Annotated in this window: 20 protein-coding genes; 10 read left to right on the top strand and 10 right to left on the bottom strand. The window is 72.3% G+C overall.

The window, feature by feature from the left end; genetic code table 11:
* The first annotated feature begins 61 nt into the window (after positions 1 to 61).
* Together ACZ7D7_RS02850 and ACZ7D7_RS02845 are read left to right on the top strand one after the other, a co-directional pair.
* The gene (locus ACZ7D7_RS02850) at positions 62 to 301 is read left to right on the top strand and encodes an SCO4848 family membrane protein (RefSeq protein ID WP_470821809.1); all 240 of its coding nucleotides are present in this window, start codon (positions 62 to 64) and stop codon (positions 299 to 301) included.
* Positions 302 to 322: 21 nt separating this feature from the next.
* The gene (locus tag ACZ7D7_RS02845) at positions 323 to 1,651 is read left to right on the top strand and encodes a metallophosphoesterase (RefSeq protein ID WP_470821807.1); all 1,329 of its coding nucleotides are present in this window, start codon (positions 323 to 325) and stop codon (positions 1,649 to 1,651) included.
* A 23-nt stretch (positions 1,652 to 1,674) separates the two neighbouring features.
* Here ACZ7D7_RS02845 and ACZ7D7_RS02840 read toward each other — a convergent pair whose 3' ends face one another.
* The 9 genes from ACZ7D7_RS02840 to ACZ7D7_RS02800 all read right to left on the bottom strand — a co-directional run bounded on the left by ACZ7D7_RS02840 (position 1,675) and on the right by ACZ7D7_RS02800 (position 8,212).
* Positions 1,675 to 2,415 carry a TetR/AcrR family transcriptional regulator gene (locus ACZ7D7_RS02840; protein WP_470821805.1) on the bottom strand — a complete coding sequence of 247 codons (741 nt, stop codon included), beginning with the start codon at positions 2,413 to 2,415 and terminating at the stop codon, positions 1,675 to 1,677.
* 17 nt (positions 2,416 to 2,432) lie between these two features.
* Positions 2,433 to 2,972, bottom strand: a complete 540-nt coding sequence (locus ACZ7D7_RS02835) for a thiol-disulfide oxidoreductase DCC family protein (protein ID WP_470821803.1) — start codon at positions 2,970 to 2,972, stop codon at positions 2,433 to 2,435.
* A complete protein-coding gene (locus ACZ7D7_RS02830; RefSeq protein WP_470821801.1) occupies positions 2,969 to 3,376 on the bottom strand; it encodes a hypothetical protein in 408 nt (135 codons plus the stop codon). Before ACZ7D7_RS02830 ends, ACZ7D7_RS02835 begins: the two co-directional genes overlap by 4 nt.
* Before the next feature lie 98 nt (positions 3,377 to 3,474).
* Complete coding sequence (locus tag ACZ7D7_RS02825) at positions 3,475 to 3,885, bottom strand: VOC family protein (RefSeq protein ID WP_470821800.1); 411 nt, start codon at positions 3,883 to 3,885, stop codon at positions 3,475 to 3,477.
* A 134-nt stretch (positions 3,886 to 4,019) separates the two neighbouring features.
* Positions 4,020 to 4,790, bottom strand: coding sequence for a succinate dehydrogenase iron-sulfur subunit (locus ACZ7D7_RS02820; RefSeq protein WP_470821798.1), 771 nt, complete (start codon positions 4,788 to 4,790; stop codon positions 4,020 to 4,022).
* Positions 4,790 to 6,544 (bottom strand): succinate dehydrogenase flavoprotein subunit, encoded by a 1,755-nt coding sequence (sdhA, locus tag ACZ7D7_RS02815; RefSeq protein WP_470821796.1) that lies wholly within the window; start codon positions 6,542 to 6,544, stop codon positions 4,790 to 4,792. Before sdhA ends, ACZ7D7_RS02820 begins: the two co-directional genes overlap by 1 nt.
* A gap of 19 nt (positions 6,545 to 6,563) precedes the next feature.
* Positions 6,564 to 7,046 (bottom strand): succinate dehydrogenase, hydrophobic membrane anchor protein, encoded by a 483-nt coding sequence (gene sdhD, locus ACZ7D7_RS02810; protein WP_470821794.1) that lies wholly within the window; start codon positions 7,044 to 7,046, stop codon positions 6,564 to 6,566.
* Positions 7,047 to 7,051: 5 nt separating this feature from the next.
* Positions 7,052 to 7,432, bottom strand: coding sequence for a succinate dehydrogenase, cytochrome b556 subunit (gene sdhC / locus ACZ7D7_RS02805; protein WP_470821793.1), 381 nt, complete (start codon positions 7,430 to 7,432; stop codon positions 7,052 to 7,054).
* A gap of 192 nt (positions 7,433 to 7,624) precedes the next feature.
* Positions 7,625 to 8,212 (bottom strand): 2-oxo-4-hydroxy-4-carboxy-5-ureidoimidazoline decarboxylase, encoded by a 588-nt coding sequence (locus tag ACZ7D7_RS02800; RefSeq protein ID WP_470822438.1) that lies wholly within the window; start codon positions 8,210 to 8,212, stop codon positions 7,625 to 7,627.
* A 104-nt stretch (positions 8,213 to 8,316) separates the two neighbouring features.
* On the opposite strand from ACZ7D7_RS02800, the gene ACZ7D7_RS02795 reads away from it, so the two are divergent.
* The 3 genes from ACZ7D7_RS02795 to ACZ7D7_RS02785 all read left to right on the top strand — a co-directional run bounded on the left by ACZ7D7_RS02795 (position 8,317) and on the right by ACZ7D7_RS02785 (position 11,341).
* Positions 8,317 to 9,945, top strand: a complete 1,629-nt coding sequence (locus tag ACZ7D7_RS02795) for a beta-N-acetylhexosaminidase (RefSeq protein WP_470821791.1) — start codon at positions 8,317 to 8,319, stop codon at positions 9,943 to 9,945.
* Positions 9,946 to 10,190: 245 nt separating this feature from the next.
* Positions 10,191 to 10,754 carry a hypothetical protein gene (locus tag ACZ7D7_RS02790; RefSeq protein ID WP_470821789.1) on the top strand — a complete coding sequence of 188 codons (564 nt, stop codon included), beginning with the start codon at positions 10,191 to 10,193 and terminating at the stop codon, positions 10,752 to 10,754.
* A gap of 191 nt (positions 10,755 to 10,945) precedes the next feature.
* Complete coding sequence (locus ACZ7D7_RS02785) at positions 10,946 to 11,341, top strand: hypothetical protein (RefSeq protein WP_470821787.1); 396 nt, start codon at positions 10,946 to 10,948, stop codon at positions 11,339 to 11,341.
* A 92-nt stretch (positions 11,342 to 11,433) separates the two neighbouring features.
* Here ACZ7D7_RS02785 and ACZ7D7_RS02780 read toward each other — a convergent pair whose 3' ends face one another.
* Positions 11,434 to 14,049 (bottom strand): FG-GAP-like repeat-containing protein, encoded by a 2,616-nt coding sequence (locus tag ACZ7D7_RS02780; protein ID WP_470821786.1) that lies wholly within the window; start codon positions 14,047 to 14,049, stop codon positions 11,434 to 11,436.
* Positions 14,050 to 14,476: 427 nt separating this feature from the next.
* Here ACZ7D7_RS02780 and ACZ7D7_RS02775 point away from each other — a divergent pair, with 427 nt between their 5' ends.
* The 5 genes from ACZ7D7_RS02775 to ACZ7D7_RS02755 all read left to right on the top strand — a co-directional run bounded on the left by ACZ7D7_RS02775 (position 14,477) and on the right by ACZ7D7_RS02755 (position 17,566).
* Positions 14,477 to 14,917 carry a hypothetical protein gene (locus tag ACZ7D7_RS02775; RefSeq protein ID WP_470821785.1) on the top strand — a complete coding sequence of 147 codons (441 nt, stop codon included), beginning with the start codon at positions 14,477 to 14,479 and terminating at the stop codon, positions 14,915 to 14,917.
* Between the two features lie 150 nt (positions 14,918 to 15,067).
* The gene (locus ACZ7D7_RS02770) at positions 15,068 to 15,685 is read left to right on the top strand and encodes an RNA polymerase sigma factor (protein WP_470821783.1); all 618 of its coding nucleotides are present in this window, start codon (positions 15,068 to 15,070) and stop codon (positions 15,683 to 15,685) included.
* 192 nt (positions 15,686 to 15,877) lie between these two features.
* On the top strand, positions 15,878 to 16,735 hold the full coding sequence (locus ACZ7D7_RS02765; RefSeq protein ID WP_470821782.1) for a hypothetical protein: 858 nt from the start codon (positions 15,878 to 15,880) through the stop codon (positions 16,733 to 16,735).
* A 151-nt stretch (positions 16,736 to 16,886) separates the two neighbouring features.
* The gene (locus tag ACZ7D7_RS02760) at positions 16,887 to 17,171 is read left to right on the top strand and encodes a hypothetical protein (RefSeq protein WP_362159489.1); all 285 of its coding nucleotides are present in this window, start codon (positions 16,887 to 16,889) and stop codon (positions 17,169 to 17,171) included.
* Positions 17,153 to 17,566: a DNA-binding protein gene (locus ACZ7D7_RS02755; RefSeq protein WP_470821780.1), complete on the top strand. Its 414-nt coding sequence runs from the start codon at positions 17,153 to 17,155 to the stop codon at positions 17,564 to 17,566. Before ACZ7D7_RS02760 ends, ACZ7D7_RS02755 begins: the two co-directional genes overlap by 19 nt.
* The last annotated feature ends 49 nt before the right edge of the window (positions 17,567 to 17,615 follow it).

The raw sequence follows: 17,615 nt of genomic DNA, 5'->3' as shown, positions 1-17,615 counted from the left end.
TGTCCCGTCCCCCTTCCCACCCCGGCCACGGATCCGGACAGACGGCGGCGATACTGGACGCATGAAGCTCAGCCGCCCCGTCTCCTGGTTCCTGCTCGCCTTCGGGGTGTGGAGCTGGGTCATCTGGGTCACTTTCGTCAAGAACCTGATCAAGGACAGCAGCGGACTCGCGTTCGACGACGGGGACCCGACGGCGTACTTCTGGGTCCATCTCCTGCTGGCCGTCGTGTCCTTCGTATGGGGGACGGCCGTCGGGGTCATCGGGTTGCGCGGAATCCGCGCACTGCGCCGCACGTCATAGCGGCTGAGGGGACACAACAGCGTGGTCATCGTCTTCCTGCTCGTCGCGGTGCTGGTGCTGGGCGCCGTCGCGGCCGGCAACTGGTACGTGTGGCGGCGCCTGTTCCGCGACACCACCCGCGGTCCGGGCCCGGTGCGCCGGGCCGGCGCGGTGCTCGTCGCGGGCGGCTGGCTCCTCACCGTCGCGGCGTTCGTCGCCGAGCGCTCCGGTGCGCCGTTCTGGCTCCAGCGGGTGCTCGCCTGGCCGGGCTTCCTGTGGCTGGCCCTGTCGATGTACCTGGTGCTCGCGGTGCTGGCGGGCGAGCTCGTACGGCCGCTGCTGCGGCGGTACCTGGAGCGGCGCGCGTCCGCCGCCGAGCCGGAGGCCCCGGCGGCCCGGGAGACCCGCGAGGCGGCGCCGGTGCCCGCGTCGGCGGGCGCGCCGGTCCCGGCGGGCCGCGGCGCGACCGACGCCGCCGCACCGCCGCCCGCCGAGCCCGGGGACCGGCCGGTGGACGGCCCCGACGCCTCCCGGCCGCTCGCCGTGCCCTCCCGCCGGCTGTTCGTCTCCCGCGTCGTCGGCGGCGCGGCGGCAGCGGCGGCCGTCGGCACCGTCGGCTACGGCACGTACGGCGTGCTGCGCGGCCCGAAGGTCAAGCGGCTGACCGTCCCGCTCGCCAAGCTGCCGCGGGCGGCGCACGGCTACCGCATCGCGGTGGTCAGCGACATCCACCTCGGCCCGGTGCTCGGCCGGGGCTTCGCCCAGAAGGTCGTCGACACGATCAACTCGACGCAGCCCGACCTGATCGCCGTCGTCGGCGACCTCGTGGACGGCACGGTCGAGGACCTCCGCCCCGCCGCCGCCCCCCTCGCCCAGCTGAAGGCGCGGCACGGCGCGTACTTCGTCACCGGCAACCACGAGTACTTCTCCGGCGCCGAGGCGTGGGTCGAGGAAGTGCGCCGCCTCGGCCTGGTGCCGCTGGAGAACGCCCGACGCGAGCTGGCCCACTTCGACCTGGCGGGCGTGAACGACGTACGCGGCGAGGACGAGGGCCAGGGCCCCGACTACGCCAGGGCGCTCGGCGACCGGGACCGGGCACGCGCGTGCGTGCTGCTCGCCCACCAGCCGGTCCAGATCCACGAGGCCGTCGACCACGGCGTCGACCTCCAGCTGTCCGGTCACACCCACGGCGGCCAGCTCTGGCCCGGCAACCTGGTCGCCGCCGCCGCCAACCCGACCCTCGCGGGCCTGGAACGCTACGGCGACACGCAGCTGTACGTCAGCCGGGGCGCGGGAGCCTGGGGCCCGCCGACCCGCGTGGGCGCGCCGTCCGACATCACGGTGATCGAGCTGGCGTCGCGTCAGGCCTGAGAGGGCTCCCGGCCGGGGCCCCGTCAGGCCTGACGGGGCTTCTTGCCGGGGTCGGGCAGTGCCTTCGTCATCCCCGGCAGGAAGTCGTTGAACAGCTCGTGCACGTCCCGCACCAGCGGGCGCAGCACCCGGAAGCGGGCCAGCGCGACGCCGCGCGCGGTGAGCCGGGCGCCGCGCTCGGCGAGCCGGTAGCTGCGCTCACGGCCCTCGGTCCGGTCGAAGATCCAGTACAGGACGAGCCCCATCTGGGACAGCCACATCAACTCGGGCAGGACGTCCCGCAGTTCGTCGGGCACCTTGGTCTTCGCCCCGGCCAGTACCTCGCGGTGGACGCTGATGGCCTCCTCGCGCGCGTGCTCCGACTCCGGGGAGAACGGGCTGAGCGGGCTGTCGGGGTCGGCCGCGTTCTTGAAGAACTGCACCGCGAACTCGTGGTAGGGCGTGGCGATGTCCAGCCACGCCCGCAGCACGCCCGCGAGCCGGGCCTCCAGGTCGGTCTCCCGGTCCAGGACCTCCCGCACGGCCGCCTGGTGCTCGGTGGCGATCCGGTCGTAGAAACCCTGGATCAGGTGCTCCTTGCCCGCGAAGTAGTAGTAGGCGTTGCCGACGGAGACGCCGGCCTCCTGGGCGATGGCCCGCATGGTGGTCCGGTCGTAACCGCGCTCCTGGAACAGCCGCATGGCCGTCTCCAGGATCAGGGCGCGGGTCTGCTCGGACTTGCTGGGCGGGGCGGCGCCGTCGGGGCCTTCGTTCTTCGCGGGCACGGGAACAGAGCCTAACGTCAGGACGAGCCGGGCCGACGCGGGCCGCAGCTACCGGAACCACAGCCCGCCGGGTCGTAACTCCAGCCGTCGCGCGGGTCGTACACCCAGCCGTCGCCCCGCCGGTAGACCTGTCCGCCCCACTGGCCGCCGCCCCGCCGGCCGCCGGCCCACTGGCTGCCGCGCCACTTGGCGGCGGCCAGCACCGCGCCCCGGGCGAGCCGCGCGCCGGCCGGGGTGCTCAGGCGGTGGGCGAGCGGGCGGTGCTCGCGCAGCGCCCACAGCGTCACGACCCAGGCGGCGGCGCCCCGGTAGACCTGGCCGGTGTCGCCGACGACGGTGATCTCGTCGAGGGTGGCCGCGTGGTCCAGGCCCGGGAAGCGCCGCCGGGCGTCCTCGGAGCCGGCCGGTACGAGGTCCAGCGGCACGAGCTGGGACTGCCGGCCCAGCCAGTCGCGCAGATGCGTGCACAGGGAGCACTCGGCGTCGTAGAGCACGGTCAGCCCGCGGACCGGGACGCGCGGGGCGCCCCGGTCCGCGGTGGCCCGGCCGGTGTTCACGCGCCCGCGCCCGGCGCGACCCAGCCCTGCGGCGCGACCGGCGGCACCTGCTCGCGCTCCATGGCCCCGCGCCGCCGGATGCGGTTCAGGACGTACACGTTGGCCAGGTGCATGACGCCGAGGACCAGCAGGACCACGCCGAGCTTGGTCGACAGGGCCTCGAAGATGCCGCGGGTGTCGGCGATCGTCTCGTCGTCGCTGAGGTAGAGGGCGACGAAGCCGAGGTTGACGAGGTAGAAGCCGACCACCAGGAGGTGGTTCACCGCGTCGGCGAGCTTCTCGTTGCCCCGCAGCACGTCCGCGAGGAAGACGCGGCCGTTGCGGCTGAGCGTCCGGGCCACCCACACGGTCAGCGCGATGCTGACCACGAGGTAGATGACGTAGGCGATGACTGTGCGGTCCATGGCCGCCCCCACCTTCTGTTGAACACGTTCAAAAACGCTGTCGAGATGACTGTAGACCTGTTTTTGAACACGTTCAACCGGCGGGGGTGTGGCCTGGGTTACGGTCGCCGGCCCAGCTCCGGGCGGCGTGAGTAGTCCGTGAAGCCGACGACATTGCCCCACGGGTCGGCGATCTCCACGGTCCAGCCGGTGGCGGTGGAGAACGGCTCGTCGAGCGGCACGACGCCCGCCTCGCGCAGCGCGCGGGAGGCCGCACGCGCGTCCGGCACCTCCAGCCACACGCGTGTGGCGGGCCACGGCGGCGGACGGTGCCCGAACTCCTCCTCGGCCCGCAGCAGGATGCCCGGTGTCTCTCCGCCCACCTTGAGCAGCGCGATCCCGGCCTCGTCGAGCCGGAAGGCCACCGGGAACCCGGCCCGCTCGTAGAACTCCACGGCCCGGGCGAGGTCCCCGACGGGCAGCAGTACGTTGTCGAACCCGAGCAGTTCGTACGACTCGTCATCTGACATACCGTCAGAATAGGTCGGTGATCCCCGCGAACCGGTGATTGCCGCCGCCCTCGGCGGCGCCGGGCCGACACGCGAACGCCCGGGGCCCCGCCTGCGAACAGGCGGGGCCCCGGGCGGGCGTGCGGGCGGGAGGCTCAGAAGCGGCGCGTGATCAGCGCCCGCTTCACCTCCGCGATCGCCTTCGTGACCTCGATACCGCGCGGGCAGGCGTCCGTGCAGTTGAAGGTCGTGCGGCAGCGCCACACGCCGTCGCGGTCGTTGAGGATCTCCAGGCGCTGCTCGCCGGCCTCGTCACGCGAGTCGAAGATGAAGCGGTGCGCGTTGACGATGGCCGCCGGGCCGAAGTACTGCCCGTCGTTCCAGAACACCGGGCACGAGGACGTGCACGCGGCGCACAGGATGCACTTCGTCGTGTCGTCGAAGCGCTCGCGGTCCTCGGCCGTCTGGAGCCGCTCGCGCGTCGGCTCGTTGGTGTCCTTCGTGATCAGGAAGGGCATCACGTCCCGGTACGCCTGGAAGAACGGCTCCATGTCGACCACGAGGTCCTTCAGGACCGTCAGGCCCTTGATGGGCTCGACCGTGATCGGCTTCTCCGGGTTGATGTCCTTGATCAGCGTCTTGCAGGCCAGACGGTTCTTGCCGTTGATCCGCATGGCGTCCGAACCGCAGATGCCGTGGGCGCAGGAGCGGCGGAAGGTCAGCGAGCCGTCCAGGTCCCACTTGATCTTGTGGAGACCGTCGAGGACGCGCTCCTTGGGGTCGATCTCCAGCTGGAAGTCTTCCCAGGTCGCCTCCGCTGAGACCTCCGGGTTGAAGCGGCGGACCCGGAAGGTGACGGTGATGTACGGGGAGGCCGCGGACGCGGAGTCCGGGGTCTCGGCCTTGTCCAGAACAGGGGTTGCCATCAGTACTTACGCTCCATCGGCTGGTAGCGGGTCTGGACGACCGGCTTGTAGTCGAGTCGGACGGTCTCGGTGCCGTCGTCGCCCACCTCGCGGTACGCCATGGTGTGGCGCATGAAGTTGACGTCGTCGCGGTTCGGGTAGTCCTCGCGGTAGTGGCCGCCGCGGGACTCCTTGCGGGCCAGCGCGGAGACGGCCATGACCTCGGCCAGGTCGAGCAGGTTGCCCAGCTCGATGGCCTCCAGGAGGTCCGTGTTGAACCGCTTGCCCTTGTCCTGGATCGCCACGTTCTTGTACCGCTCGCGCAGCTCGGCGATCTTCTCGACCGCCGTCTTGATGGTCTGCTCGGTGCGGAACACCATGACGTTGGCGTCCATGGTCTCCTGCAGCTCGCGGCGCAGGGTGGCCACCCGCTCGTTGCCGGTGGACGTGCGCAGCCGCTCGATCTGCTCCAGCACGAAGGACTCGGGGGCCTCGGGAAGCTCCACGAAGTCCGCGCCCTGCGCGTACTCGGCGGCGGCGATGCCCGCGCGCTTGCCGAACACGTTGATGTCCAGCAGCGAGTTGGTGCCGAGGCGGTTGGCGCCGTGCACGGACACGCAGGCGACCTCGCCGGCGGCGTACAGACCCGGCACGACGGTGGTGTTGTCCGCCAGGACCTCGCCCTCGACGTTGGTCGGGATGCCGCCCATGGCGTAGTGCGCGGTGGGCTGGATCGGGATCGGGTCCGTGTAGGGCTCGATGCCGAGGTAGGTCCGCGCGAACTCCGTGATGTCGGGCAGCTTGGCGTCCAGCTGCTCCGGCGGGAGGTGGGTGAGGTCCAGGAAGACGTGGTCGCCCTCGGGACCGCAGCCGCGGCCCTCGCGGATCTCGGTGTAGATGGAGCGCGAGACGACGTCACGGGACGCGAGGTCCTTCATGACCGGCGCGTACTTCTCCATGAAGCGCTCGCCGTCCTTGTTGCGCAGGATGCCGCCCTCACCGCGGGCGCCCTCCGTCAGCAGGATGCCCATGCGCCAGATGCCGGTCGGGTGGAACTGGAAGAACTCCATGTCCTCCAGCGGGATTCCCCGGCGGTAGACGGCGGCCTGGCCGTCACCGGTCAGCGTGTGCGCGTTGGACGTCACCTTGAAGAACTTGCCGCAGCCGCCGGACGCGTAGATCACGGCCTTCGCCTGGAAGACGTGGATCTCGCCGGTCGCCAGCTCGTACGCCACGACACCGGCCGACCGCTTGACGCCGTCGACCTCGGTGATCAGCTGGTCCAGGACGTAGAACTCGTTGAAGAACTCCACGCCCTCCTTGACGCAGTTCTGGTACAGCGTCTGGAGGATCATGTGGCCGGTGCGGTCCGCGGCGTAGCAGGACCGGCGGACCGGGGCCTCGCCGTGGTTGCGGGAGTGCCCGCCGAAGCGGCGCTGGTCGATGGTGCCGTTCGGGGTGCGGTTGAACGGCAGGCCCATCTTCTCCAGGTCGAGGACGGAGTCGATGGCCTCCTTCGCCAGGATCTCGGCGGCGTCCTGGTCGACCAGGTAGTCACCGCCCTTGACCGTGTCGAAGGTGTGCCACTCCCAGTTGTCCTCCTCCACGTTGGCCAGCGCGGCGGCCATGCCGCCCTGCGCGGCGCCCGTGTGGGAGCGGGTGGGGTAGAGCTTGGTCAGCACGGCGGTGCGGCTGCGCTTCGTCGACTCGATGGCGGCGCGCATACCGGCGCCACCGGCGCCGACGATGACGGTGTCGTACTTGTGGATCTTCATGATTCTCGCAGCCCCGTGCCTAGCGGATGTTCGGGTCGAAGGTGAAGATCACCAGCGTGCCCAGCAGGATGGTGAACACCGTGGCGGTGTAGAGCAGGCCCTTGAGCCACAGCCGGGTGTTCGCGCGCTCCGCGTAGTCGTTGATGACCGTGCGCAGGCCGATGGTGCCGTGCAGCATCGCGAGCCACAGCATCAGCAGGTCCCAGACCTGCCAGAAGGGGGACGCCCAGCGGCCGGCCACGAAGGCGAAGCCGATCTTGGAGACGCCGCCGTCCAGCACGAGCTGGATCAGCAGGTGACCGAGGACCAGGACGACCAGCACCACGCCGGACAGCCGCATGAACAGCCAGCCGTAGAGCTCGAAGTTGCCGCGGGTGGCCTTCGGCGTCTTCTTGGTGCGCTTGCGCGGGGCCTCGATGAGGGGCGCGGGGTTGTCGACGTTGTAGAGGGACGCGCCCTCCACGGGGCCGACACCGGAAGCGGTGGTTTCAGTGGTGGACATGGGCGTCAGCTCCCGAAGAGTTCACGAGCGGCGTGGCCGAGTACGGGGTAGATCGCCCCGATCATCAGCACGGCCCACAGGCCGACGACGGACCAGAGCAGCTGCTTCTGGTAGCGCGCGCCCTTCGACCAGAAGTCGACGGCGATGACACGCAGACCGTTGAGCGCGTGGAAGAGGATGGCGGCGACGAGGCCGTACTCCAGCAGCGCGACGATCGGCGTCTTGTACGTGGCCACGACCTTGTCGTAGGCCTCGGGGGAGACACGGACGAGAGCGGTGTCCAGGACGTGGACGAACAGGAAGAAGAAGATGAGGACGCCGGTGACTCGGTGAGCCACCCAGGACCACATTCCTTCCCGGCCGCGGTACAGCGTTCCAGCCGGCACGGAAGTTTCCTCCGGGAGCGGGGATTGGGGCCGCGCCGGCTTCTGGTGTCGGTCGGGCCCGGCCGGGTACGGTCCACCGGCCCCCAGCATCGTAGCCATGCGCCGCCGCCGGGCTGACGGGGGGCCTACCGGTGTGATCAATGTGGCACGCGTTCGGGTGACCGTCCGCGGCTTCTGCGGTGGAGTGCCCCGTTATCTCCCGAGGGTGTCCAGCAGGCGTTTCTTGGACAGGCGCCGCAGGTGTTCCGCCGCCACGATCCGCTCCTCCTCGGGATCGTTCGCCAACCGTGACCGCAGGCCCTCCAGGATCCGGTCCAGTATTTCGCCGACGGGCGTGTCGCCCAGGTAGATGACGAACACGTGCCCGAATCTGGCCTCGTAGGCGGCGTGCGCGGCGCTCAGCGCGGTGTGCGCGGCCGAGTACGTGCCGGCGGGCAGGGCGGGCAGCGACTCGGCGGCCAGCGCCTCGGCGAGATCCGCCGGCGTCAGGTCGTAGGCCGCCTCGTCCGCGGCGGCGAGCAGCGCGCCCAGGTCGGGGTACGGGCGGTGGGCCGCGATGCGGCCGGCCCAGCCGGGGCTGGCGAGGCAGGCGAGGAGCGCGCGCCGTACGGTGTCGGCCGGTGCCGTGTTGAAGTGCGCCAGCGAGGAGGACGTGCCGCGCTGTTGCTCCGGTACGGCGACCCGGCCGGGGAGGTCTGGGAGACGGTGCGCAGGCAGCGTGAATCCTCGTGGGCGTCGCGTGTGTATCGGCAGGGGATGGTGGGGGAGATGTGCCGTCACGTTATCGACAGCGGTCACGGCGTGTCCGACGGATGCCCGAATTTCACCCGGACGGGAGAGTTTAAGAACGTGTGGTGGACGGTTCTCTGCTTACGGTGGGCGAGATGAGCCAGCACAGGCGCCGCGAACCGGCGCGAACGGTGAAGCAGCGGCGGGTCGTGGCGGCGGCGGTCGTCGGAGTCCTCGCCGTCGCCGGGCTGGGCGTCGGCCTCTGGGCGGCCACCGGCGACGACGGCGACCCGGCGGACCGGGCGACCGGCGCCGCCCCCACCCGCGCCGAACCCACCCCGAGCCCGACGCGCTCCTACCCGCTGTCCGAGGCGCCCCGCACCATCCCCGCCGTGCGCGAGCACACCCCGGCGCGCGGCCCCGGCTGGCGCCCCGAGCGCGGCAACCGCGTGGTCGTCGCCGACGCCGACCTGGCCGACGAGGGCCGGCTGGTGGCCAAGGAGCTGGGGCTCGCCTACGCGGGCCGCGAGGACGACGTCCGCGAGGGCGACCTGCGGCTGGCGCTCAACGACGACGAGGGCGCGAACCCGGAGTCGTACACCATGACCGTGCGCGGCGGGCGGGTCACCATCAGCGGACCGGCCGACGCGGGCGTCTTCTACGGCACCCGCACCCTCAAGCAGGCGGTGGCCGGCGACCGCGCGGCACCCGAGGGCGTCGTGCGGGACGAACCGGCCAAGCCGCGCCGCGGGTTCATGCTCGACATCGCCCGCAAGCACTTCACCGCCGACTGGATCGAGGACCGGGTCCGCGAGCTCGGCGACCTGAAGTTCAACGAGCTGGGCCTGCACTTCTCCGACGACCAGGCCTTCCGCATCGAGTCCGACTCGCACCCCGAGGTGGTCTCGCGGGAGCACCTCACCAAGGCGCAGGTGAAGAAGATCGTCGCCCTCGCGGCGGAACGGCACATCACCGTCGTGCCCGAGATCGACTCGCCCGGCCACCTCGGCGCCGTCCTCGCCGCCCACCCCGAACTCCAGCTGCGCAACGTGAACGGCGTGCCGACCCGCGGCGCCATCGACATCTCCAAGGGCGCCGCCGCCGACATCGTCGACGACCTGCTGAACGAGTACGCCGGACTGTTCCCCGGCAGCCGCTGGCACCTCGGTGCCGACGAGTACCAGGCGCTCGTGGTCTCCGACCCCGAGGCGTCCTACCCGCAGGTCGCCGCCGCCGCGCGCGAGGCCCACGGCTCCGGCGCCGGCGTCGCCGACCTCGCGACCAGCTGGCTCAACGACCGCGCCGACACCGTCCGCGGCCACGACCGCACGCCGCGCGCCTGGAACGACGGCTTCTTCCGGGACACCTCGGTGCAGGCCGACAAGGACATCGAGGTCGCCTACTGGACCGGCAAGGAGATCGGAGCCCGGCAGCCCGCCGAGTACCTGAGCGCCGGCCGCAAGGTCCTCAACTACAACGACGAGTACCTCTACTACGTCCTCGGCGAGCCGCAGACCTTCGTCTACCCCACCGGCGAGCGCATCTACGAGCAGTGGACGCCGCGCGTGCTGCGCGGCAGCACCGCCGTGCCCGCCCGCTACGACGACCAGATCCTCGGCGGCAGCCTCGCCGTCTGGTGCGACCTCGCGAACTCCCAGACGCAGGACCAGGTCGCCGCCGGGATCCGGATGCCGCTGCGGGCCACCGTGCAGAAGCTGTGGGACCCGGACCGGCCCGAGCTGTCGTGGACCGAGTTCACGTCCCTGGCGGACCGGCTCGGCTGACGCCCCCGCACCCCGGCGGCTCCGCCAACTCCGGCGAACTCCTTGACGTGGGGGCCGCTGGGCCCGACCCTTTGGCCGAAAACATCTTCCTCCGGCTGCTCGACCGGTCCGGCGTGGTCCCTGTGACACTCCCGGGCCGTCGCACGCAGTAGGGGGAAGTGCGGGCTCCGTGAAAAAAAGGTGCCCGGTGAGGGCCTGTGGAGGCCGGTGGAGTCCCCGACGGACCCCGCAGAGGGAGGCGTTGCATGAGCCTGGTGGAACTGATCGCACAGGCCGACGAACGCGGCTTGGCCGCGAGCGGGCTGGCTTGTTTGGATCGGTGCGTCCCCCTGCTGGGCGGTGACGACGAGGTGCTGCGCCCGCTGTGGGCGAGCCTCACCGACGACGCCGGCGACGACTGGGCCGACTGCCTTCAGCAGATCCGCGGCAAGCTGGAGACACCGCCGGAGGGCGAGGACGCCGACGAGGACGAGGCCGTGCTGCTGGCCCGCCGCATGCTCGCCCACGCCCCCGTCGACCGGGGCACCGCCGACGTGCGGACCTGGGCCGACGCCTGCTCGGTCGCCTCGCTGCAGATCCACCGGCTGCTCGACCCCGCCGACGACGAGGACTCGGTCGACGCGCGCCGCGAGGGCCGTACGGAGGGCATGTCGCCGCTCGTCGCCGCCGAACTGCGCCGCCAGGTCGCCGTCCTGGAACTGCTCGCCGGACACGGCGGCGCCGGGCTGCGGCCCGCGCTGGAGGTCTGCGTCGAGGGGCGGCGCGTGCTGCGCGCGGTGGTCTCGCGCCGGGCCCGCGGCCGGGTCTGAGCGGTCGGCGGGGGCGGTCGGCGGGGCGGTAAACCCCGCCCCGTGGGGGAGTTGTGTGACCTTCCTGGGGTGGCGTACGAAGGATGGGGGCGCGCTGGGGCGGTCCTGCACCGGTCCGGCGGATCCGGCCGGATCCGGGTGACGTTTCCCGTTGCTGCCGCGCTTCTCCCCATGTGACGACTGCGACGACTGTGACGACACAGCACGAATCCAGGCCCTCCGCCGCGGCGAAGCCGACGCGCTGGGCGGCCGACGTGGTGGCGATGATGCGGGAAGGGGCGCGGCTGCGGCTCGACTACTCGGCGCAGAGTCTGTGGAGCGTCGACCGCGTGATCGACGAGATCCGCAAGGAGGCCCCGCCCGCCGCCGCGCTGGACGTGGTGCTCCGCGGATTCGGGGCGTACGCGGGTGAGGTGATCGTCCGGCAGACCGGTGGCGAGTGGTGGACGTCGGGCGGCGACCACTGGGTGCGGACGCCGGACGGCCGGCTGTGGGACCCGATCGACGAGGCCCGCCGGTGCTTCACCGGCGACGGGTCGCTGCGGCTCATGTGCCGGGACGCCACGGTCGCGGTGCGGGCCGGCTGACCGCGCCGGAGGCGCCGCGACCTGCGGACGGACGGCGGACGGCCGGGGCCCCGTGATGGGGACCCCGGCCGCTTCGGTCGAGCGCCGTCGGGTTACGGCGTCAGGGTCTGGCCCAGGCGGGCGTCCGTCGGGGTGCCGAGGGTCGTCTTGCTGTAGATGACCGCCTCGGAGTAGCCGAGGCCCGTGCTGTTGCTGGGCAGGTGCAGCAGGATGCCGTCCGTGCCGTCCTCGCCGTCCGCGCCGAAGGTGAGGTCCGCGCGGCCGTAGCCGGACAGGTCGGCCAGGGTCACCGACGAGCCGAACCGGTCGCCCGACTCGGTGGAGCCGGGGACGCCCGACGTGTCCTGCGAGATGCCGGTCGAGCCCGAGCCGGTCAGGCCGGACGACGTGCCCTTGAACAGGATCGCGTTGCCCGCGTCGGAGCGGTTCACGCCGTCCCGCGTCAGGTCCTCGCCGGGCGCGCCCGCGAGGGCGTCCGCGTAGCCGTCGGCGTTGTAGTCGCCGACCGACACCCAGGTGCCGAGGGCGTCACCGGACTCGTTGCCGCCCGGCACGGACGTCGTGTCCTGGTGCAGGACCTTCATGCCGGTCGTGGTGAAGCCGGTCGACGAGCCGTACACCATGGTGATCCGGCCGCCCGAACCCGTCGCGCCCGCCTCGGCGGCGACCGGCTGGCCGATGACGATGTCGTCGTAGCCGTTGTTGTTGATGTCGCCCGCGGCGATCGAGCGGCCGCCCTTGACGGAGATGACGCCGGCCTTCGTCAGGCCCGTCGCCGAACCCGCGAAGCGGAGCACGCGGCCGACGCCGCCGGTGTCGCGGTAGTTGAGGGCGACGTCCGCGTAGCCGTCCCGGTTGAAGTCGCCGGTCGCGGCGTCCAGGTAGGCGACGGAGCCGGTGGCGGTCGTGAGCCTGGCCGCTGTGGTGGAGCCGTCGGTGTGCCGGACGTTCCAGCTGCCGCCGGTGCCGGTGCCCGCCGAGAAGACGTCCGCCTTGCCGTCGCCGTTGAAGTCGCCGACGGCGACCGTCGCGCCGAGCTTCGCGCCGGCCCGCGTCACGGTCGACGTCGTGTACGAGAAGCCGGTGGTGAACGCCGGTCCGTACATCACCGTGACCGCGCCGCGGTCGGCGTTGCCGCTGGTGTCGTCCTCGCCGGGGGCGCCGATCGCGAGGTCCGCGTGGCCGTCGCCGTTGACGTCGCCCCAGGCGGTCGACGCGCCGAACTCGTCACCGGTCTCGGAGGAGCCGGGCACGCCCGTGCTGCTCTGCGTGAGCGACACCTTGGAGGCGGTCGCCGGGCCGTTGACACTGCCGGGCACGATCTTGACCGCGTTGGCCTTCGGGACGCCCGCGACCAGGTCGTTCACGCCGTCCCGGTTGTAGTCGGAGGTGGCGAGGGCGTGCGAGATGCCCGGAGTCTTCGCGGTGGCCGCGATCCGGGACAGCTTCGGGTAGAGGTTGGCGCCCGGGCAGGCCGTGTAGTTGGTGTCCTTGTGGCCGAACACCCGCGGCAGCGTGACCGACTGGCCCTTGGGGATCTTGTTGCCGTCGACGCCCGCGTCCACGCCCGACGTCAGCGTGACCTTGCCGGTCGGGTCGATGCCGTACATGCCGAACTTCCAGGCCACGATCCGGGAGATCGCGTCCAGCGCGGCCCGGCTGGGCTGTGCCTTCTCGAAGTTGCCGAGGTAGGAGATGCCGACCGTGTTGGTGTTGAAGCCGACGTCGTGCGCGCCGACCACGGGCAGGTCCATGCCGCCGCTGCGGCCCTCGAAGATCTGGCCGCACTTGTCGACCATGAAGTTGTAGCCGATGTCGTAGTAGCCGCGGGAGAAGTGCTCCTGCTGGATGGAGCGCAGCCGGGCCCTCGACTGGGCGCAGGACAGCGTGTTGTCGCTGTCGATGCCGGTGTGGTGGACGACGGCGGCCTTGATCTCGGTGCCGTAGCTCGGCGTGCCGTCGTAGTCCGTGGACGCGCCCCACTCGGCCTGCGTGATCACCGGCGGCTTCACGACCGTGGAGGGCCGCGGCTCGGGGACCGTCGGGGTCGGCGACGGGGACGCGGTGTCCGTGGGCGTCCCGGTGGGGGTGCCAGGGTCGGTCGTCGGCGGCTCGGAGGTCGGCGTCGTGGGCGTCGGTTCCGTCGTCGGCGGGGCGGTCGTGGTCTCCGTCGCCGATTCCGTGGGCGTCGGGGTGGCGGTCGCCGGGGCCGTCGTCTCCGCCGCGAACGCCGCCGGCTTCAGGGCGCCCTTCGGGTCGGTGCCCGGGTCGAGCAGCTTGACGTCCATGCCGGCCGGCTGGCCGCCCGCCTCGGTGCCGTCGGCGTTCACGACGCGCACCTCGACGCCGTCGGAGTCGCCGGTCCACACCGAGGCGGTGCCGCCGCGCACGGCCGCCCGCTCGCCCTCGGCGCCGTCGGCCTGGTTCGGCTCGGCCTCCAGCGGCTGCCAGCCGGACCACTTGCCCGACTCGATGTCACGGGTGCGCACCTGCGGCGTGCCCTTGACCTCGGCGTCCGGGTCGTTCCAGGTCACCAGGACCGCGCTGAAGCGGTCGGTCTCGCGCTTGTCGAGCCCCTTGCGTCCGGAGCCCTCGCTGCGGAGCTTGAGCGTCTGGACGGACGGCTTGCGGCCCTGTGACCTGTCGTCCGACGGCGCGGACGACGGGCCCGCGATCGCGTAGCCGGCGATGCCCGCCCCGCTCAGCACGACGGCACCGGCCGTCAGCCAGGCCCGTCTCTTGAGACTGAGCGGTTTGTACGCACGGGTCCTGCGAGGACTCAACTACCCCACCCCTAGAAGGAAAAGAACACGGTGATACGGCGCCGCCGTCCCGTGTGCGCGACTCTCACGCGCCGTCTCCAGTGGAGAACCGGGCGGTTATACCGCACCCGGAGTGGTCCACTCCACCGACGGGACAAACCGCACCACGGGCCCGTCGGCCGGGGTAAAGCGGACACCGCGAGCGGCGTTCCCGCCCTCCCAGACACGTGAGACGGCACATGGTTGTACGGGGAACGCGACGGTGTTGTGTGGTCATCGACACGTCCGTGACCCGTGATGCGCGCGGGTCGCGCCCCGCTGGACAACAGGGGGACGGCGGGTGTTTCCCACCGGAGCGAAGGGGTGGGGTCCCATGACGACAGCCGACCGAGGCACGCCGGACGCGGCCGGGATGCGGGCCTGCGCCAGAACCTTCGTCGCGCGCGTCACCGCCCAGGGCCGGCTCCCCCTCGACTGCTCCGAGGCCAGCCTGCGCGTCGTCGACTTCCTCATCGACGGCCTGCGCAAGGGCGGCGCCGACCACGAGCGCGCGCACGGCGCGCTGTTCGGCCTCGGCGCGTACGTCGGCGAGGTCCTCGTGCGCCGGGCGGGCGCCGAGTGGGTGGACTTCGACGCCGAGCAGCGCTCCTACTTCGGCCAGCCGGTCGGGGTGCGGATGCCGGACGGGCGGGTCTGGAACCCGCTCGGCAAGGTCCACAACCGCTTCCGGGCGGGTGCCCCGGAGGACTCCCTGCAGACCTTCTACCTGACACTGCACGGCAGGGCGCGCCGCGCCGGACGCGTCGCCGCCTGAGCCACCGGGGGCGCGTGTTGCTCCGGGTACGCGGGGTGACCTGTGACACTTCTGTGAGGTCCGACGCTGATGACCGTGGGGGCGTGGGCACGGCCGAACGTGCCGCACGACGCGGAACCGCCACTCACTCGGTACGGACGAGGACGATTCTTGGGCCACGGAGGGGAACCCCGCCGCGCACAGGCGTACGACGGGGAATTGGGCGCGGCCGTCGCGCGGGCCCAGGAAGGCGACGAGGCCGCTTTCGCGGTCGCCTACCGGCTCGTGCAGCCCGGACTGCTCGGTTATCTGCGCGGCCTCGTCGGGGACGAGGCCGAGGACGTGGCGTCCGACGCCTGGCTGGAGATCGCCCGGGACCTGGGGCGCTTCAAGGGTGACGGCGCCGGCTTCCGCGGCTGGACCGCCACGATCGCCCGGCACCGGGGGCTGGACCACCTGCGCCGCCGACGGGTGCGGCCCCAGGCGACGACGCTCGAACAGGACGTCCTGGAACTGCCCGGCCCGCACAGCACGCACGAGCAGGTGGTGGAGTCGTTGTCCACCGAGCGCGCGCTGAGCCTGGTCCGGGACCTGCCCCGCGACCAGGCCGAGGCCGTGCTGCTGCGGGTCGTCATCGGCCTGGACGGCCCGGCCGCCGCCCGCGTCCTGGGCAAGCGGCCCGGCGCCGTACGCACCGCCGCCTACCGGGGACTGAAACGGCTCGCCAAGCAGCTCGGCGTGGAGGGTGTGACGGATGAGGCTCCCCGGACGCTGGGGGAGTCGACATGAACTTCGCCGCGACCGGCGGCCCCGGCTCCGGGCCGGGCGGGCCGAAAAGGCCGAAAAGGCCGAACGGGCAGGGCGGGTCCACCCGTATCCATGGGCGGACGGGCATGCGTGCGACACGGACCGGTGACAAGCCCGGACGGAGACAGGCGACCAGCGGCAGCGCGGGCGGAACAGGCGAGGACGGACACGGACATGGGTGAACAGCACAGCGACGGCGGGCGTACCGGCCGTCGGCGCGCGCACCCCGGCGATCCCGCGCCCGACGCCGCCTTCGAGGCGCTCCTCACGGCCGCGCTGCGCGCCGGCCACGTCGTCGACGACGAGGCCGAACAGCGCGCCGTGCACGCGTTCCGCGCCGCCCGGGACGCCGGCGCGCACCGGGCCCGTACCCGCCGCAGGGACGACTGGCGGCCCCGCAGACGGTTCGCCGGCCGGTCGCTCAGGACGGCCCTGTCGGTGCTGCTCGCCGGCTGCACCCTCGGCGGCGTCGCGTTCGCGGCGATCGGCGGCACCGACTCCTCCTCGCGGGGCGCCGACGACGTACGGCGCCCGCCCGGCTCCTCGGCGGGTGCCCCCGGCCGGCAGGGTGCCGGCTCCGCCGCCCCGGCGTCGCCGTCCGCCTCCGCCTCGCACGACCACCCGGAGACCGCCCGCGACACCGAGGCCCGCTGCCGCGCATACGAGGAGGTCAAGGAGCGCGGCAAGAGCCTGGAGGCGACGGCCTGGCGGCGGCTCGTCGACGTGGCGGGCGGCGAGAAGAAGGTCGACGCGTTCTGCGCCCGCGAGCTGGCCGAGGCCGAGGACGAGAGCGGGCCCGGCGCGACACCGGGCGGCACGCCCGTCGGCTCCGCCGCCGCGACCGACCCGGACGTCCCGGCGCCGGCGACCCCGGACATCCCGGCGGCCCCCACGACGAACGCCCCCGTGAACCCCACCGGGCCGGCCCCCGCCACACCGACGGCCGCCGACCGCGGCGGCGTCACGGAGAACGCCGGGGAGGCGGGCGACAGCCGCCCGGAACCGGACAAGGACGCCGCCCGCAACGATTAGGGCGACGTCCGCGCGGGTGGTGTTGACGTAACCCGCTGGTGCCCGTGCTCACGGGACATGAGGCGCCCTTTGCTCCCCTGATAGACCCCCCGGGGGGCGGACGGGCCCGCATCGGCTTTCTGGTTTCCTACTTGTTTGACACAATGAGGTCATGTCCGAGACGACGTACAGCATCGGTGAGGGGCCGGCGACGCGGGTCAGCCTCTCCTTGCCCGAGGGGACCGCGGAGGCGATCCGGGCGCGGGTCGGTAAGCGGGAGTTCTCCGCGTTCATCGCCGCGGCCGTCGAGCGGGAGCTGCGGGGGCAGGTGCTCGACGAGTATCTGGCCGACTACGAGAGCCGCAACGGGCCGGTCTCCGAGCAGGCGCGACAGCAGGCGCGGCAGGTTTTCGACGAGGTGTTCGCCGAGGAAGACCAGTGGCCCGCCGCAAGCTGAGCCACGAGGGGACACTGGTCCTGGACAGCGAAGGGCTCTCCAAGCTGCTCGCCGATGACGAGACGGTGGTGGCGCTGGTCGCGGAGGCGCGCTCCCGCGGTATGGAGGCGGTGATCTGCTCGCTCACCATCATCGAAGCCGTCCACGCCCGTACGAACAAGGCCCGGCTGAGTTGGCTGCTGTCCGGCCTGCGGGTGATCCCGGTGGGCGATGAGGAGGCGAAGGCTGCCTCGGCGCTGTTGACGGGGGCAGGGCTGCACGGTCACAAGTACGCCATCGACGCAGCCGTGGCCGAGGCCGCTCTGCGGCAACAGCGGCCCGTGGTCATGCTGACGTCCGACATCGACGACATGGCCAAACTCTGTGGCGACCGGATTCGGCTCATCGCTGTGTGAGGCGCTCTCGGCCCCGAGGAGGAGTGCACATCGCCGCGGGTCAGCGCAC

The organism is Streptomyces sp. NPDC037054, from assembly GCF_055606745.1.
This window is presented reverse-complemented; position numbering and strand designations above follow the sequence as displayed.

Excerpts from the sequence above, each read along its gene's own strand:
- ACZ7D7_RS02850 (WP_470821809.1), top strand. The coding sequence starts at position 62 with ATGAAGCTCAGCCGCCCCGTCTCCTGGTTCCTGCTCGCCTTCGGGGTG.
- ACZ7D7_RS02795 (WP_470821791.1), top strand. The coding sequence starts at position 8,317 with ATGAGCCAGCACAGGCGCCGCGAACCGGCGCGAACGGTGAAGCAGCGG.
- ACZ7D7_RS02830 (WP_470821801.1), bottom strand. The coding sequence starts at position 3,376 with ATGGACCGCACAGTCATCGCCTACGTCATCTACCTCGTGGTCAGCATC.
- ACZ7D7_RS02765 (WP_470821782.1), top strand. The coding sequence starts at position 15,878 with ATGGGTGAACAGCACAGCGACGGCGGGCGTACCGGCCGTCGGCGCGCG.
- ACZ7D7_RS02820 (WP_470821798.1), bottom strand. The coding sequence starts at position 4,790 with ATGGCAACCCCTGTTCTGGACAAGGCCGAGACCCCGGACTCCGCGTCC.
- ACZ7D7_RS02775 (WP_470821785.1), top strand. The coding sequence starts at position 14,477 with ATGACGACAGCCGACCGAGGCACGCCGGACGCGGCCGGGATGCGGGCC.
- ACZ7D7_RS02760 (WP_362159489.1), top strand. The coding sequence starts at position 16,887 with ATGTCCGAGACGACGTACAGCATCGGTGAGGGGCCGGCGACGCGGGTC.
- ACZ7D7_RS02790 (WP_470821789.1), top strand. The coding sequence starts at position 10,191 with ATGAGCCTGGTGGAACTGATCGCACAGGCCGACGAACGCGGCTTGGCC.
- sdhD (WP_470821794.1), bottom strand. The coding sequence starts at position 7,046 with ATGTCCACCACTGAAACCACCGCTTCCGGTGTCGGCCCCGTGGAGGGC.
- ACZ7D7_RS02825 (WP_470821800.1), bottom strand. The coding sequence starts at position 3,885 with ATGTCAGATGACGAGTCGTACGAACTGCTCGGGTTCGACAACGTACTG.
- sdhA (WP_470821796.1), bottom strand. The coding sequence starts at position 6,544 with ATGAAGATCCACAAGTACGACACCGTCATCGTCGGCGCCGGTGGCGCC.